This window comes from Lysinibacillus sp. GW823-FHT06C08, from assembly GCF_058795135.1.
The window spans coordinates 52,634-67,872 of sequence record NZ_JBXAHN010000004.1; the positions used below are offsets into that span (position 1 = coordinate 52,634).

A 15,239-nucleotide genomic window follows, 5' to 3' on the forward strand; every position below is an offset into this window, starting at 1 on the left:
TAAGTCGTATTAATTTCGTTGGAAAGTATGACTTGACATACATTGTTGATCATCCGTCCAAAATTCCACTGTAAAAGTCGAATCTTCTATTTCTAGCACGGCAAAGCTTTTTTCTTTGCGACCCCGTGGCTTTAATAAGCTTCCTGGATTAATAAATAAAACATGATCCATCATTTCAGCCCCGAGAATATGAGAGTGACCAAAACAAACAATTTGGGCATTCAATTCTTTTGCCCGATAGGTTAAGGACAGCATGGAACTTTTCACATTAAATAAATGACCATGAGTCACCAAGATTCTTACGCCATCGACTGTAAAAATTTCTTCCTCAGGAAAAGCTTCCTCCCGATCACAGTTCCCTCGTACTTTTTTCATTCCTTTTAATGCATCATGTACATAAGGAAGCTCACTATCACCACAATGTATGCAAACATCTATTTCAGGATAAAAATTTCTAACCTTGTCGATCACCTGACTGTCGCCATGTGTATCGCTCATGATAAGTATTTTCATGAATACCACCTCTTATTTAATAAGATTCGGCAATTGCTCCTTCAACTTACGAATAGCATTACCTCGGTGAGAAATAGCACCTTTTTCTTCTGGCGAAAGCTCAGCCATCATACGATTTAGACTTGGAACAAAGAAGATTGGATCATAGCCAAAGCCATTCGTACCACGTTTCTCATGTGCAATCACGCCCTCACAAGTACCAAATACAGTCGTCGTTTCAAAATCTGGACCTGCAATAGCAATACAGCAGCAGAATCGAGCGGTACGTTTGCCATCTTCAACACCTTGTAGGTTTTCTAGCAGCTTCACCATATTAGCTTCATCATCATGATCACCAGCATAACGTGCAGAGTAGACCCCTGGCTCACCATTTAATGCATCTACTGCTAAACCACTATCATCAGCAATCACAATGGTACCAAGATTTTTCGCTAGGGCTTCTGCCTTTAAGATTGCATTTTCTTCAAATGTTGTACCTGTTTCTTCTATTTCCATGTCTGGTGCTACTTCAAACATTGTGACAACTTCATAACCAAGTGGGCCAAATAATGCTTCGAAATCTTTGGCTTTTCCTTTATTTTTTGTTGCGATCACTACCTGTTTCATATTATTTCCCTCCGACCATGTTTGCTTGTTCAGCAAGCGCTGTTTTTTGGAGCTCAACTAATTGCTGGATGCCTTTTTCACCTAGTGCTAATAAATCATTCAATTCTTCACGAGAGAATGTTGCTTCCTCGCCAGTACCTTGTAATTCCACAAAGCGACCTGCACCTGTCATAACAATATTCATATCAACAGCAGCAGCCACATCTTCTACATAATTTAAATCTAAAACAGCACCCTGTTCTTCCACAATCCCTACACTAGTTGCGGCTAAAAAATCGGTTACAGGAAACTTGACGAACGGCTTTTCTTCCGCAAATTTAGCAATTGCCTGTGTCATCGCAACAAATGCTCCCGTAATAGAGGCTGTACGAGTGCCACCATCTGCTTGAATCACATCACAATCGATCCATACCGTACGCTCTCCAAGAGCCTCTAAATCGACCACAGCACGTAATGCACGCCCAATTAGGCGTTGAATCTCCATTGTACGTCCATTGACCTTCCCACGAGATGATTCACGCGGTGTACGTTGAGCTGTTGCACGAGGTAGCATCGAATATTCAGCTGTGATCCAGCCTTTCCCTTGCCCGCGTAAAAAGCCAGGCACTTTGTCTTCGATTGTTGCTGTACAAATTACTTTTGTATTTCCTACTTGAATTAAGACCGAGCCCTCTGGGTGTAATAAATACTCCCCATCCATTTTTACAGGTCGCAGTTCATCTGCCATTCTTCCATCAAATCTTGTCATATTTATTGTTCCTCCTAAAAACTTTCGCGCCCTCATCTTATCATAATTTATTTCTTCAAAAAAGTACTCAATGATTATGTAAAATGCTGAAAACGGCAAAAATCAGCCTAGCCCATTGCTAAGCTGATTTTTTATTTTAATGTAATGCGTTTTATGTCGAGAGTACCTTGCTCCAACCAATTTTCAGCGATTGAACGGAAAATTGGAACAGAACCAGTTGCAAAAAATTTATGAGCAGGCACTGTATTTGCATTTGCTAAAGTGCCATTATAAGCTAGCATTTCTTGAACATCCTTTGCTGTTTCTTCCGCAGAAGATAAAACATTCACTTCATCTCCTACGACAGCTTCAATTTGTTTTTGTAGAATAGGGTAATGTGTACACCCTAAAATAACCGTATCAAATTGTTGATTTTTCAACGGCTTTAAGCCTTCTGCTATTAACTTCGTCGCAAATTCACCTTTATATTCGCCACTTTCTACAAGTGGAACGAAAGTTGGACAGGCTAGTGGAATAATATGTGTTGACGTATTAAGTGACAGTAAGGCCTCTTCATATGCACCACTTTTAATTGTTCCTTCTGTTGCAAGCACAACGACTTCATGTCGCTTCGTTTTCTTTACAGCTGCACGTGCGCCAGCATTTATAACGCCTAGTACCGGAAAAGGCATATTTCTTTGTAAACTTTCGAGTGCTACTGCAGTCGCTGTATTACAAGCAATAACGAGCATCTTAACATTCATTTTTTCTAGCGCTTTCGCCATTTGCCAAGTGAAGTTCCGTACTTCCTGACGGCTTCTTGGACCATATGGACATCTTGCTGTATCGCCAATATAATAAATCGTTTCGTTTGGCAATCGCTTCATAATTTCTTTTGCTACGGTTAACCCGCCTACTCCTGAATCAATAACGCCTATCGGGGCATTCATACTTTCCGCCTCAATCCTGTTTCATGTGTACATGTAGTTTTTCTAGGTAGCTTGATAATTGCGCGACTTCTTGCTCATCAAAACCTACAAGCATCTCTTGCAAATATTGCTGTCTTTTTTCTATAACCTCTTGAATAATACGTTCGCCCTTTTCGAGAAGATGAACAACAACGACACGGCGGTCATTTTCATCACGCATACGCTTGACTAATTCATTTTTCTCCATCCGGTCCACTAAATCTGTTGTCGTGCTAAAAGCTAAATATAAACGGTTTGATAATTCGCCAATTGTAATATCACCAAGCTCTTCTAACCACTGTAATGCAACAAATTGTGGCGGCGTAATCGCATAGTCGGAAACAATTTCTCTTCCCTTTTGCTTCACGATGGCCGCTATATAGCGTAATTCCTTTTCAACCGTTGCAACGGTTTCAGGTGAGTGTTTTGTTACTTCATCCGACATATAACTATTTCACTCCTAAAAATACGTTGAATAGTTCTATTTTGTCGTTTTTTTCACGAAATAGCAAGTGTCCATTAGTCTAATTTAAATTCTTCTAAGCGTAACAGCTCAATTAACGCCTGAGATCGATTTGTTACACCTAGCTTTTGAATTGTATTGGAAATGTGATTTCGCACTGTTTTTTCACTAATACCAAGCTGCTCTGCAATATCTCTCGTTGTTTTTTCAGCTAATAAAAGCGCAAATATTTCACGTTCTCGGTTCGTTAATAGAGAACGATGATGAGAGCCATTCATTCAGTTACACCCTCCTCCCCCGCACGTATTGTAACTTATGTTAAGGGGCTTGAAGCGGTGACGGCTATTTGCATGATTATTACATGTTTCCTTAAAAATTTCGGAAATTGCTTCGACATTTTCATAAATTTTATGTAAAACATAATTCCTACTATTCTCATAATTATTTATGCAATAGCCCTACTCACTTAATGAGGGATAATTTCCAAACTAATCCAGTGCGCTCTTTCTTCTTTAGAAATCGGTACACTTTTACCTGTTCGAGGGTCCATTTGCACAATTGTTCCTCGACCTGTGAAGCACACTTCATCCCTTTGATTTTTTGCTAAATAATGAATATCCATTGATGAACTTCCAACTTTCGCTATTTTAGTGTAAATTCGTAGCACGTCATCAAAGAAAACCTGCTTTACATAATCACATTGTAAATCTGCTACAATCGGTATACTCTTTACATTCTCATCAGCTACAGATGGCATTAAAATACCTACATGTCGGAAATAATCAATTCTTGCCTGTTCAAAATATGTAAAACTTACCGTATTATTCATATGTCCATACATATCTGTTTCTGAAAATCGTACTCGTGCCTCACTATAAAAGGAAAAACCCTTTTCCCACTCTTGGAAGTCTTCAATATAACTTGCTTTCATATTAGCACCATCCCCTATAATTAATTGGCCATCTTTTTTAGTTTGGTTCAGACAGCCCATAAATAATGAATACAAATTCATTATAAAAGAAAATGCTATATTATCATAGGAAAAACCAAAATTCCCTTATTTTATTGCTACATCTCTTTTCTTTCTATAGTATGGTTTTTCCTTGAACTATGCTAACTATGTTTATATCACAATAAAAAACTCCCTCACACTAAGTGTAAGGGAGTCAGCTTGTCCGATTAGTCTACGAAGTGGTCAGAACCGAAGAAGTTACGGAACATTTGCACTGTAGTAGCACGGTTTAATGAAGCGATTGATGTTGTTAAAGGAATACCTTTTGGACATGCAGCAACACAGTTTTGAGAGTTACCACAGTTTGCAAGGCCACCATCGCCCATAATAGCATTTAAACGTTCATCTTTAATCATTGCACCAGTTGGGTGAGTGTTGAAAAGACGTACTTGTGATAATGGAGCTGGCCCGATGAATGAAGCTTTTTCAGACACGTTTGGACATGCTTCCATACATACACCACAAGTCATACATTTAGATAATTCATAAGCCCATTGACGTTTACCTTCTGGCATACGTGGACCTTCACCTAAATCATAAGTACCATCGATCGGTACCCATGCTTTCACTTTTTTAAGCGCGTTGAACATACGTTCACGGTCAACTTGTAAGTCACGAATAACAGGGAATGTTTTCATTGGCTCTAATTTAATTGGCTCAGTCAATTGGTCAACAAGTGTTGAACATGATTGACGTGGACGGCCATTAATAACCATTGAACATGCACCACAAACTTCTTCTAAACAGTTCATATCCCATGATACTGGCGAAGTATTTTCACCATTTTCAGTAACAGGATTTTTTTGAATTTCCATTAAAATAGAAATTACGTTCATACCATGACGGTAAGGCACTTGGAATTTTTGCCAGTAGCTATTTCCGCCCTGTGTATCTTGACGTAAGATTTCAACTTTAACCATTCTTCCAGTATTAGCTGCGATTTGCATAACTTTTAGTCTCCTTTCGCAGAGTAGTCGCGTTTACGTGGTGGGATTAGAGAAACGTCGACTTCTTGGTACGTGATGATTGGATTACCAGTAGTTGGGTCAAACTTCGCCATTGTTGTTTTCAAGAATTGCTCGTCATCACGGTTAGGGAAATCAGGTTTATAGTGCGCACCACGAGATTCATTACGTAATAATGCACCTTTTGTCATTACTTTCGCAAGCACTAACATATTTTTAAGCTGACGTGTAAAGTGAGCGCCTTGATTACTCCATTTTTGCGTATCGTTGATGTTGATGTTGTTCCAACGCTCAGTAAGGTCATCAAGTTTTTTCAATGTATCTTCAAGCTGATCATTGTAACGTACTACAGTCATTGTAGCAGTCATCATTTCACCAAGCTCTTTATGCAGTAAGTAAGCGTTTTCTGTGCCTTCCATTTTCATGATAGCATCCCATTTCGCTTGTTCTTCTGTTACGCGAGCATCGTAAATCTCTTGTGGAATATCTTCTGCATGCTTTTTAAGATGTTTTACATAATCTACTGCGTTTGGTCCTGCAACCATACCGCCATAGATAGCAGATAATAATGAGTTCGCACCAAGACGGTTTGCGCCGTGTTGAGAGTAATCACATTCACCTGCTGCAAATAGACCAGGAATTTCAGTCATTTGGTTGTAGTCAACCCATAATCCACCCATTGAATAGTGAACTGCTGGGAAAATTTTCATAGGTAATTTACGTGGGTCATCTCCTACGAATTTTTCGTAGATTTCGATGATTCCACCAAGTTTAACGTCCAACTCATGTGGATCTTTATGAGAAAGATCTAGGTATACCATGTTCTCGCCATTGATACCAAGTTTTTGGTTTACACAAACGTCGAAAATTTCACGTGTTGCAATATCACGTGGCACTAAGTTACCGTAAGCTGGGTATTTTTCTTCTAAGAAGTACCAAGGTTTACCGTCTTTATAAGTCCAAATACGACCACCTTCACCACGAGCTGATTCTGACATTAGACGGTTTTTGTCATCTCCAGGAATCGCTGTAGGGTGAATTTGGATGAACTCACCATTCGCATATGAAGCACCTTGTTGGTAAACGATAGAAGCAGCAGAACCTGTGTTAATAACAGAGTTTGTTGTTTTACCGAAAATAATACCAGGGCCACCAGTCGCCATAATAACAGCGTCTGCACGGAATGATTTAATTTCTTCTGTACGCATATCTTGCGCTACGATACCACGGCACACGCCGTCTTCATCGATAATAACACCAAGGAATTCCCAGTGCTCATATTTATTTACTAAACCAGCTACTTCATGAGAACGAACTTGCTCATCAAGCGCATATAGTAATTGTTGACCAGTTGTTGCACCAGAGAAAGCTGTACGGTGCATTAAAGTACCGCCAAAACGACGGAAATCTAATAATCCTTCTGGTGTACGGTTGAACATAACACCCATACGGTCCATTAAATGGATAATGCCAGGTGCTGCATCACACATACCCTTAACTGGTGGTTGGTTCGCTAAGAAGTCCCCACCATATACTGTATCATCAAAGTGGATCCATGGAGAATCCCCTTCACCTTTTGTATTTACTGCACCATTAATTCCGCCCTGCGCACAAACAGAGTGTGAGCGTTTTACAGGAACTAATGAGAATAAATCAACTTCAGTACCAACTTCAGCTGCTTTAATCGTTGCCATCAGACCGGCAAGACCACCGCCGACAACAATTACTTTGCTTTTCGCCATGATTATTTCTCACTCCTCTTAAAAAATTGCAATGATTGCATGTGCTCTATCGTAGCTCTATTGAATTATACGAAAGCTAAAATAGCAGCCACACCAACTACACTTAGAATTACGAAAATGATGTTTGTTACGTAAGTAGCAATCTTTTGAGACTGAGGAGATTGTACAATACCCCAGCTTACTAGGAATGCCCATAAACCGTTAGATAAGTGGAAAGTTGCTGATAAAATACCAACAATGTAGAACCCAAGCATGAATGGATTAGCAACAATATTCGCCATCATGTCGTAATCAACGTGTGTTCCAAGTGCTTTTTGAATACGAGTTTGGAAAATATGCCATGCAATGAAAATCACTAGGAATACACCAGTGAAACGTTGTAATGAGAACATCCAGTTACGGTATGTGCTGAAACGTCCTGTGTTTGGTGAAGCAGTGAATGCAATGAACACTCCATAAAATGCATGGAACATCAATGGAATATAGATGACAATCCATTCAACTAGGATAAGGAATGGAATCTTTTCCATTACTGCGGTAGCATCGTTATAACTATCTGCCCCGCCTGTTGCTGTAAAGTTAATGAACAGGTGCATCGTTAAAAACAGACCTACTGGAATGATCCCAAGTAGAGAATGTAAGCGACGCCATAAAAACTCTCGATCTTTCGACAAGACTGTTACCCCCCTTAGTACTTAAAATAGCACAACAAAAGAAGTCATCATTTTGTAAATGATACTTCATTGACTGTGTATTTCATCATGGTACAATATTATGACATGTTTATTGTACTCTCAAGAGCTACGAGCGTCAAGGCAACTCGGAGTTTTTCATAGAGCTTATTAAAGAACTAATCTAGTGCATAATGCGTCGTTTTTTCTCGAAAAATCTACCATTACTTTATTAACGCTAAATTATAAGAAAATTCTAAGAAAGAAGGATAACAATGTTAAACACTCCATCTCCTACAATCTCATCCTTTGGTTATGAGATCATTCGCGATCATATTCTATCTTCTATACTCGGTAAACATGAGGATGATGTCCTTTATTGGGCAGGTAAAGAGCTTGCGCGCAAGTTTCCATGTAAAAGTCAAGACGAACTAATCGCATTTTTCGCAGATGCCTGTTGGGGTACATTAGAGCTAATGAAAGAATCGAAGGACGGACGTATTTTCCAGTTGACAAACGACCCTGAAATCTTGCAAATCAAACAACGCAGCTTCAGACTTGAAGCAGGATTTATAGCTGAACAGATTCAGCTAGCTAAAGGCTATTTAACAGAATGTTATGATGAAAAACGTGAAAAGCAACATTACGTTATGTTTACAGTCAAATGGGACGTGAAGGAACGAATTATGCATACGATTCCAACAGAGTAACAAAAAAGGATTGTCTCCCCATTCAATAAACGGGATGACAATCCTTCCTTTTATTTCGGACAATTACAGAAAATGCTGTTTCTTCTATTATTATATGTAAAGAGCCTGCTCTAAATTAAATTCATCATGCAATGCATTTGCTGCACGAATCATTTCATTCTGTGGTACTACAACAGACACTTTAATTTCTGAGGTGCTCACCATCTTCACAGGGATATTCTCACGACGTAAACGATCGAACATGCGAGCAGCGACACCTGGATTCGAGACCATACCGGAGCCAACTATCGAAACTTTCGCCAATCCAATTTCGAAATCAGCAAAGCTAAAGCCAAGTGATACTTTACTATCCTCTAAAACACGTAAAGCTTCTGCAAATTCTTCTTTCAAAATCGAAAAGGACACAGTTGGTTTTAATCCATCAATGATTGCTTGAACAATGATATCCACGTTGATGCGATTTTCAGCAAGAGTTGAAAATATATCCGCTAATGAAGCATGTGAATAAGCATCATACCCAATTGTTAAACGAATAACATCTGATTCAAAGGCAACACCACGCACTACTAAATTTTTCTCCATCTCTACTTCCTCCTTCAATAAAGTACCTACTGACTCCACTAAACTAGAGCGTATGATCACTGGCATTTGGAACTTTTTAGCTAACTCCACTGCACGTGGATGAATGATGTGTGATCCTAAATGTGCTATCTCTAACATTTCATCATAGGAGATTTCCTGTAGTTTTTGTGCCTTTACAACAAAGCGTGGATCTGCTGTATACACACCATCAACATTCGTGTAAATGTCTGTCCGTTCAGCATCTAATGCAACAGCAAGTGCAACGGCTGTCGTTTCGGTTCCACCTTTCCCAAGCGTTGTTATATTTTGGTCATTGTCAATGCCTTGATCTCCAGCAATAACGACGATTTGTCCTTGCAGCAAATGTTCATCAATACGGCTAACATCGATATGATTGATCCTTGCATGACTATGCATATGATCCGTGGAAATGCCAGCCTGCCAGCCTGTTAGTGACACCGCATTATAGCCAGCTTCTTGTATTGCAATGGCAAATACGGAGCTTGATAACTGAGAGCATGAAGATACAACTGCATCTAATTCACGTTTTGACACATCATCCGTGAAATGAAGTACGCTCATTTTCACATCCTGTATCGTTTGTCTCATCGCACCAACTACTACTACCACATCGAATCCTCTATCTCTTTCAGCAATTGCTTTTCGTGCAGCCTCTTGAATTTGTTCGGGCGATGCTAAAGCAGCCCCTCCAAATTTCATTACTATTCTAGACATTTCTTTTGTTCTCCTTTCCAGTCATGTAATTCACCTAAAATGAGGTGTAAAACAGCCTCTAGAAAACTAAAAAGGCAGCCTTCACAAAACGTGAAAGCTGCCTATAACATGTACAATAACGAAACTTGCGCATGTGTGATAGCTCTCCGAAACGTTTAGAATCGACAGTCTTACATTTTTTAAATGCAAAACCAGTACAACAGCGGAAACAACAATGCTGTACTTCGGCAAGGTCCCCTTTCACGCAATGTCTTAGGATTTGTTCATCCTCTTTTGCGCTACTTTTGAATCTTGCACCTCTATCATCACCTTAAAAGTGATTATATTAAATTTTTCCGCCCTCATATAGCAAGTGGGCTAATAACATTGGATCATAATGTTATTTACAACCTTAGCATATGTCTATTCCTTTGACAATGTCTCCTGCTGAAAATAGGCATAAATATGATTTGCTAAATTAGCTGGCATCCCAGCTTCCTGTAAAGCTAGCTCACTAGCCTCCCGTATTTTCTTCACGGAACCAAAGTGTTTCAGTAACTGCTGTTTTCGTTTTGGACCGACACCTTCGATTTGATCCAGAACAGACTGTATAGCATGCTTTTCATGCTGTTGACGCAAGAAGGTAATCGCAAAACGATGGACTTCATCTTGTATTCGTTGTAATAAATAAAAACCGTCACTTGTACGTTTTAAGGCAATGACCTCTGGCGGATCACCAAACAATAGCTGGGATGTATTATGCTTGTCATCCTTTGCTAAACCAGCAATAGGTATAACTAGTCCTAATTCATCCTCTAATACTTCACGCGCAACTTCCATTTGACCTTTACCACCATCAATTAGCACTAAATCTGGTAATGGAAGACCTTCCTTCAAAACACGAATATAGCGTCGACGGATTACCTCTTGCATAGCACCATAATCATCATGCTTGGCTGCTGTACGGGTTTTATATTTGCGATATTCCTTTTTGGCGGGTTTGCCATCAATAAAAACAACCATTGCAGATACGGCGTCTGTTCCATGCATATGACTATTATCAAAAGCTTCAATTCGTAATGGTGTCGTTATGCCCATTGCATCACCAAGTGCCTCGCATGCACCAATAGTACGTTCTTCCTGTCGTTCAATAAGTTGGAATTTAGCGGACACTGCAATTTCAGCATTTTTCGTCGCTAAATCTACCAACTCCTTTTTTTGACCTCGTTTTGGCGTAAGAACTTTGATACCTAACAATTCCGTTAAAATGGCACCATCAATTGCTTGTGGAATAAAAACTTCTTTTGGCTTAATATGTTCTGGTTTTTCATAAAACCGTCCCACAAATGTTAGGAACTCTTCCTCTGCGTCTTGATAGATCGGGAAAATAGAAACATCTCGCTCGATCAGTTTACCTTGCCGAACGAAGAAAACCTGAACACACATCCATCCTTTTTCCACAGCATAGCCAAAGATATCACGGTTAGTAGTGTCACTTGATACTATTTTTTGCTTCTGCATAACTGTATCAATATGGGCGATTTGATCACGAAACTCCTTAGCTCGTTCAAACTCTAAGTTTTCGGCAGCCGCAAGCATTTTTATTTCAAGCTCCTTTTTGACTGCCTCCACACCGCCGTTAAGAAACTTCGTCATATCCTCAATCATTTCCTGGTAAACATGACCATCAATTTGTTTCACACAAGGTGCTATACATTGACCCATATGATAATACAAACAAACTTTTGAAGGTAGCTGCACACATTTTCGTAGTGGATATAAACGGTCCAACAGCTTCTTTGTTTCACTTGCCGCATAGGCATTGGGATACGGTCCAAAATATTTAGCCTTATCCTTTTTTACTTTACGTGTCGTAATTAGACGAGGATGTTTTTCATTCGTAATTTTTAAATATGGATACGTCTTATCATCTGTTAACATGACATTGTATTTTGGATCATGCAGTTTGATGAGATTCAGCTCTAAAATGAGTGCTTCAATATTCGATGATGTCACGATATACTCAAAATCTTCTATTTCGCTTACAAGTCTTTGCGTTTTACCTTCATGTGTTCCTGTAAAATAAGAACGAACACGATTTTTCAGTACCTTCGCTTTACCGACATATATAATTGTCCCCTGTCGATCTTTCATCAAATAGCAGCCAGGCTGGTCTGGTAGAATATCCAGTTTACGCTTGATTAAATCGTTCATTACCTACCTGCCCCCTACGTAAGATTCCCCTCAATGAATCATTTTTATCTTTCCTTATTATATAACGAAAAAAAGCCGAACACATCAATTGATGGTCCGGCTTTTGTGAACTTCATTCATTACGCATGTTTTGCGATAAATGCTTCTAAAGCTTCTTTCGGTTGGAAGCCTACAGTTTTGTCAACTAATTCTCCATCTTTAAATAATAATAATGATGGGATTGACATGATTTGATACTCAGCAGCAGTACCTTGGTTATTATCTACGTCAACTTTTACAATTTTAGCCGCACTACCTGCAGCGTCCATTTCTTCAAGAACTGGCCCAATCATTTTACAAGGTCCGCACCAAGCAGCCCAAAAGTCCACTAATACTAACCCTTCTTTAATATCGCTTTGGAACGTAGCATCTGTTGCATGTACAATTGCCATTTGAAATCCTCCTTAAACTTACTATGATTGTAGTATAGCATGGATAAATTCACTTGAGCGAACAATCTGCCTGTAATGTATTTTTTATGAAAATCCGTGTTGAAAAATTAAATGCTATCGATTAATTCTATTGATGACGGCCTTTCCATAAATAAGTTAACGTAATGAAAATGTAGATTGCTAAAGTAATACCTGTCACGATTATTGAAGTGGTAAAAATAATACCAATTAAGATCGTACTCAACGCAATAATCGCTATCCAAGTAGTATAAGGGTACCATTTCACTTCATACACACTTGAGTTGGATGACTGTTTTTTTCTTGATTTTAAATGGGCTATTGCAATAATTAACCAAATAAATAATACAGTATATCCAAGTGACCCCATTAGAAAATCAAACGTCTTGCTTCCAGCATATAACGAAAAGATGACACCTACATACAATGCTAAAGTACACATCAAAATCGCATATACGGGAACATTTCTTTTGGATAATTGAGCAAATATTTTAGGGACACGACCGTCTACCGCTTGCGTATAAAGTACACGGGATGAACCATAAAGGCCCGAATTCATCGAAGAAATAATGGCAAGTAAAACGACAGCATTCATAATATGATCCGCGCCAGGAATTCCGATCATTTTAAATACCATGACAAATGGACTTTCTGGTACTCCATTCACTTCATTCCAAGGAATCAAACTAACAATAATAAAGAATGGCAGTAAATAGAAAGTAACAATTCGGATTAATGTACTGCGCACAGCTTTTGGGACTACCTTTTCAGGATTTTTTGTTTCAGCTAATGTAATCCCTATGATTTCCGTTCCACCATAGGAATAGATCACCACAAGCATAGCTGCAATCAATCCCATTGATCCATTTGGGAAAAAACCACCGTGAGAAGTTAAGTTAGAGAAACCTACAGCACTATGATGACCAAATGAGACAAGCAATAAAATGAGTCCTGCAATAATAAATACAATAATAACTGTAATTTTAATCAATGCTAGCCAATATTCCGTTTCAGCAAAAATCTTCACAGATAACAGATTAATAGCTGTCACTAGCACCGAGACAGATAACGCCAATATCCAAATTGGATATTCAGGCAGCCAATATTGAATAAAAATAGCGGCCACTACAGATTCGGCAGCAATATTTAATACCCACATCTTCCAATAAATCCAGTCTAAAAAATAAGCTGGATATTTACCTAAAACGGATTCAACTAAATCTCTAAACGTTCTTGCCTCTTTATTGCGGACTGCCATTTCTGCAAGACCTTGCATAACAAATAGTAAAATAATGCCCCCTAATAAATAGGCTATGAGCACTGATGGACCTGCCATATCGATGGCTGCACTACTTCCTTTAAATAATCCTGCGCCAATAGCACCACCTAATGCCATCATCGTAATGTGACGCGAGGTCATTGTTCGTTTTAATTGTTGCTGATTGTTCTTTTCCACTTTCCTACCTCCTAAAAATCAAAAAAGGCATACCGTCTGTTCCTTCATCATCAAATGAAAGAAGAGACGATATGCCATAAGCAAACCGCGGTACCACTCTAATTGGCTCAATATGAACCCAACTTAAAACCTTGTAACGAAGGTTAATCGTCAAACAAATAGAATAATCAGACAATTCCATTTATCTTACCACTCCTAGGCAAGTTCAAAGTCTTATTGGTCTGCGTTGCACCAACCCGCAGCTCTCTTTACCGAATAATGAGCTTTTACTACTCCTAATCTTTGCGTTTAAAAACATTATGATTGTAAATTTAATGATTATTCAACACTATAATCGCAACTGTTAGTTATGTCAATATTTTATTTTGCGATAATTTTCAAATAGCAGTTACTTGCTTAGAAAATGAAAAAAGCAGGAAGGCTCATCCCTTCCTGCAATAACCTTTATGCATTCACTTTTAAAGCCTTAAATTCCTCAATTAGAAGCGGAACTACTTCAAATAAATCTCCAACGATTCCATAATCGGCTACTTTGAAAATATTTGCTTCAGGATCTTTATTGATAGCAACAATGACTTTAGAGTTTGACATTCCTGCTAAATGCTGAATAGCCCCTGAAATACCAGCAGCAATATAAAGATCAGGCGTTACAACCTTACCAGTTTGACCAATTTGCAGTGAATAGTCACAATACTCAGCATCACATGCACCACGTGATGCTCCTACTGCACCACCTAGTAAATCTGCAAGCTCTTTTAGTGGCTCAAATCCTTCTTCAGATTTTACACCACGGCCACCAGCAACTACTACTTTTGCCTCTGATAAGTCAACACCTTCTGAAGATTTACGAACAACCTCTTTAATAATTGTGCGAAGGTTTGTAATTTCTACAGTAACTGCCGAAACATCTCCTGTTTTACCATCAACTTTTTCTAAAGGTGCAATGTTATTTGGACGAATAGATGCTAATACAATTCCGTCTTTTACTTTCACCTTTTCAAAAGCTTTACCCGAGTAGATTGGTCGGATGAATACAACATCATCGCCTGCGCCTTCAATTGTAGTAACATCAGATACTAAACCTGCTTGTAATTTACTTGCAATTTTTGGCGATAAATCTTTCCCATTTGCCGTATGGCCAAAGACAATGCCAGCTGGCTTTTCTTGCTCAATAACAGCTAGTAGTGCTTGACTATAGCCATCAGATGTATATTGTTTTAAATGTGGGTGTTCCACCGTTACAACTCGATCAGCACCGTATTCAAATAATGGACCTGTTAAATTTGCTACAGCATCCCCTAAAAGTACCCCTACAACCTCGCCACCATCAGCGATTTGTTTTGCAGCTGCAATTGCTTCGAAAGAAACATTACGTAAGCTTCCTTCACGAACTTCACTTAATACTAATACTTTTTTTGACATAGCATATTCCCTCCGTTACCCTTTA

The 15,239-nt window shown here is 38.8% G+C and carries 16 protein-coding genes, 1 riboswitch and 1 other annotated feature; of the genes, 1 reads left to right on the top strand and 15 read right to left on the bottom strand.

What is annotated here, in order from left to right:
* Positions 1-9: 9 nt before the first annotated feature.
* From AC1Q6O_RS11940 to AC1Q6O_RS11985, 10 genes are all read right to left on the bottom strand, one after another.
* Positions 10-513, bottom strand: a complete 504-nt coding sequence (locus AC1Q6O_RS11940) for a metallophosphoesterase (protein ID WP_025114542.1) — start codon at positions 511-513, stop codon at positions 10-12.
* 12 nt (positions 514-525) lie between these two features.
* On the bottom strand, positions 526-1,119 hold the full coding sequence (locus tag AC1Q6O_RS11945) for an XTP/dITP diphosphatase (RefSeq protein WP_089985737.1): 594 nt from the start codon (positions 1,117-1,119) through the stop codon (positions 526-528).
* Between the two features lies 1 nt (position 1,120).
* Entirely contained in the window at positions 1,121-1,867 is a 747-nt protein-coding gene (rph, locus tag AC1Q6O_RS11950) for a ribonuclease PH (RefSeq protein WP_025114540.1), read from the bottom strand.
* 131 nt (positions 1,868-1,998) lie between these two features.
* Complete coding sequence (gene racE, locus AC1Q6O_RS11955) at positions 1,999-2,796, bottom strand: glutamate racemase (protein ID WP_008179152.1); 798 nt, start codon at positions 2,794-2,796, stop codon at positions 1,999-2,001.
* A gap of 10 nt (positions 2,797-2,806) precedes the next feature.
* Positions 2,807-3,259: a MarR family winged helix-turn-helix transcriptional regulator gene (locus AC1Q6O_RS11960; protein ID WP_008179154.1), complete on the bottom strand. Its 453-nt coding sequence runs from the start codon at positions 3,257-3,259 to the stop codon at positions 2,807-2,809.
* Positions 3,260-3,333: 74 nt separating this feature from the next.
* A complete protein-coding gene (locus AC1Q6O_RS11965) occupies positions 3,334-3,555 on the bottom strand; it encodes a helix-turn-helix domain-containing protein (protein ID WP_004226437.1) in 222 nt (73 codons plus the stop codon).
* A 188-nt stretch (positions 3,556-3,743) separates the two neighbouring features.
* Positions 3,744-4,208 carry an acyl-CoA thioesterase gene (locus AC1Q6O_RS11970; RefSeq protein ID WP_492401429.1) on the bottom strand — a complete coding sequence of 155 codons (465 nt, stop codon included), beginning with the start codon at positions 4,206-4,208 and terminating at the stop codon, positions 3,744-3,746.
* 248 nt (positions 4,209-4,456) lie between these two features.
* Complete coding sequence (sdhB, locus tag AC1Q6O_RS11975) at positions 4,457-5,236, bottom strand: succinate dehydrogenase iron-sulfur subunit (RefSeq protein WP_008179159.1); 780 nt, start codon at positions 5,234-5,236, stop codon at positions 4,457-4,459.
* Between the two features lie 5 nt (positions 5,237-5,241).
* Entirely contained in the window at positions 5,242-6,996 is a 1,755-nt protein-coding gene (sdhA, locus tag AC1Q6O_RS11980; RefSeq protein ID WP_008179162.1) for a succinate dehydrogenase flavoprotein subunit, read from the bottom strand.
* A 65-nt stretch (positions 6,997-7,061) separates the two neighbouring features.
* The gene (locus AC1Q6O_RS11985) at positions 7,062-7,670 is read right to left on the bottom strand and encodes a succinate dehydrogenase cytochrome b558 subunit (RefSeq protein ID WP_008179164.1); all 609 of its coding nucleotides are present in this window, start codon (positions 7,668-7,670) and stop codon (positions 7,062-7,064) included.
* A 272-nt stretch (positions 7,671-7,942) separates the two neighbouring features.
* On the opposite strand from AC1Q6O_RS11985, the gene AC1Q6O_RS11990 reads away from it, so the two are divergent.
* Complete coding sequence (locus AC1Q6O_RS11990) at positions 7,943-8,377, top strand: YslB family protein (protein WP_008179166.1); 435 nt, start codon at positions 7,943-7,945, stop codon at positions 8,375-8,377.
* A 90-nt stretch (positions 8,378-8,467) separates the two neighbouring features.
* On the opposite strand, the gene AC1Q6O_RS11995 is transcribed toward AC1Q6O_RS11990, so the two are convergent.
* The 5 genes from AC1Q6O_RS11995 to AC1Q6O_RS12015 form a co-directional block, all read right to left on the bottom strand.
* Positions 8,468-9,694: an aspartate kinase gene (locus AC1Q6O_RS11995; RefSeq protein WP_089985735.1), complete on the bottom strand. Its 1,227-nt coding sequence runs from the start codon at positions 9,692-9,694 to the stop codon at positions 8,468-8,470.
* Between the two features lie 131 nt (positions 9,695-9,825).
* Positions 9,826-10,004: riboswitch (Lysine riboswitch) on the bottom strand.
* Positions 10,005-10,096: 92 nt separating this feature from the next.
* Entirely contained in the window at positions 10,097-11,887 is a 1,791-nt protein-coding gene (gene uvrC / locus AC1Q6O_RS12000) for an excinuclease ABC subunit UvrC (protein WP_008179169.1), read from the bottom strand.
* 119 nt (positions 11,888-12,006) lie between these two features.
* Positions 12,007-12,318: a thioredoxin gene (gene trxA, locus AC1Q6O_RS12005; protein ID WP_008179170.1), complete on the bottom strand. Its 312-nt coding sequence runs from the start codon at positions 12,316-12,318 to the stop codon at positions 12,007-12,009.
* Between the two features lie 127 nt (positions 12,319-12,445).
* Entirely contained in the window at positions 12,446-13,756 is a 1,311-nt protein-coding gene (locus AC1Q6O_RS12010; protein ID WP_043990579.1) for an amino acid permease, read from the bottom strand.
* A gap of 95 nt (positions 13,757-13,851) precedes the next feature.
* Positions 13,852-14,084, bottom strand: a binding site (T-box leader).
* Between the two features lie 152 nt (positions 14,085-14,236).
* Positions 14,237-15,214, bottom strand: coding sequence for an electron transfer flavoprotein subunit alpha/FixB family protein (locus tag AC1Q6O_RS12015; protein ID WP_008179173.1), 978 nt, complete (start codon positions 15,212-15,214; stop codon positions 14,237-14,239).
* Between the last annotated feature and the right edge of the window lie 25 nt (positions 15,215-15,239).

What these genes read in the sequence shown, in the direction of transcription:
- AC1Q6O_RS11995 (WP_089985735.1), bottom strand. Translation starts at nt 9,694, where the DNA reads ATGTCTAGAATAGTAATGAAATTTGGAGGGGCTGCTTTAGCATCGCCC.
- AC1Q6O_RS11960 (WP_008179154.1), bottom strand. Translation starts at nt 3,259, where the DNA reads ATGTCGGATGAAGTAACAAAACACTCACCTGAAACCGTTGCAACGGTT.
- AC1Q6O_RS11940 (WP_025114542.1), bottom strand. Translation starts at nt 513, where the DNA reads ATGAAAATACTTATCATGAGCGATACACATGGCGACAGTCAGGTGATC.
- AC1Q6O_RS11965 (WP_004226437.1), bottom strand. Translation starts at nt 3,555, where the DNA reads ATGAATGGCTCTCATCATCGTTCTCTATTAACGAACCGAGAACGTGAA.
- AC1Q6O_RS11970 (WP_492401429.1), bottom strand. Translation starts at nt 4,208, where the DNA reads ATGAAAGCAAGTTATATTGAAGACTTCCAAGAGTGGGAAAAGGGTTTT.
- AC1Q6O_RS12010 (WP_043990579.1), bottom strand. Translation starts at nt 13,756, where the DNA reads ATGACCTCGCGTCACATTACGATGATGGCATTAGGTGGTGCTATTGGC.
- AC1Q6O_RS11945 (WP_089985737.1), bottom strand. Translation starts at nt 1,119, where the DNA reads ATGAAACAGGTAGTGATCGCAACAAAAAATAAAGGAAAAGCCAAAGAT.
- AC1Q6O_RS12015 (WP_008179173.1), bottom strand. Translation starts at nt 15,214, where the DNA reads ATGTCAAAAAAAGTATTAGTATTAAGTGAAGTTCGTGAAGGAAGCTTA.
- AC1Q6O_RS11990 (WP_008179166.1), top strand. Translation starts at nt 7,943, where the DNA reads ATGTTAAACACTCCATCTCCTACAATCTCATCCTTTGGTTATGAGATC.
- uvrC (WP_008179169.1), bottom strand. Translation starts at nt 11,887, where the DNA reads ATGAACGATTTAATCAAGCGTAAACTGGATATTCTACCAGACCAGCCT.
- racE (WP_008179152.1), bottom strand. Translation starts at nt 2,796, where the DNA reads ATGAATGCCCCGATAGGCGTTATTGATTCAGGAGTAGGCGGGTTAACC.
- trxA (WP_008179170.1), bottom strand. Translation starts at nt 12,318, where the DNA reads ATGGCAATTGTACATGCAACAGATGCTACGTTCCAAAGCGATATTAAA.
- sdhA (WP_008179162.1), bottom strand. Translation starts at nt 6,996, where the DNA reads ATGGCGAAAAGCAAAGTAATTGTTGTCGGCGGTGGTCTTGCCGGTCTG.
- sdhB (WP_008179159.1), bottom strand. Translation starts at nt 5,236, where the DNA reads ATGCAAATCGCAGCTAATACTGGAAGAATGGTTAAAGTTGAAATCTTA.
- rph (WP_025114540.1), bottom strand. Translation starts at nt 1,867, where the DNA reads ATGACAAGATTTGATGGAAGAATGGCAGATGAACTGCGACCTGTAAAA.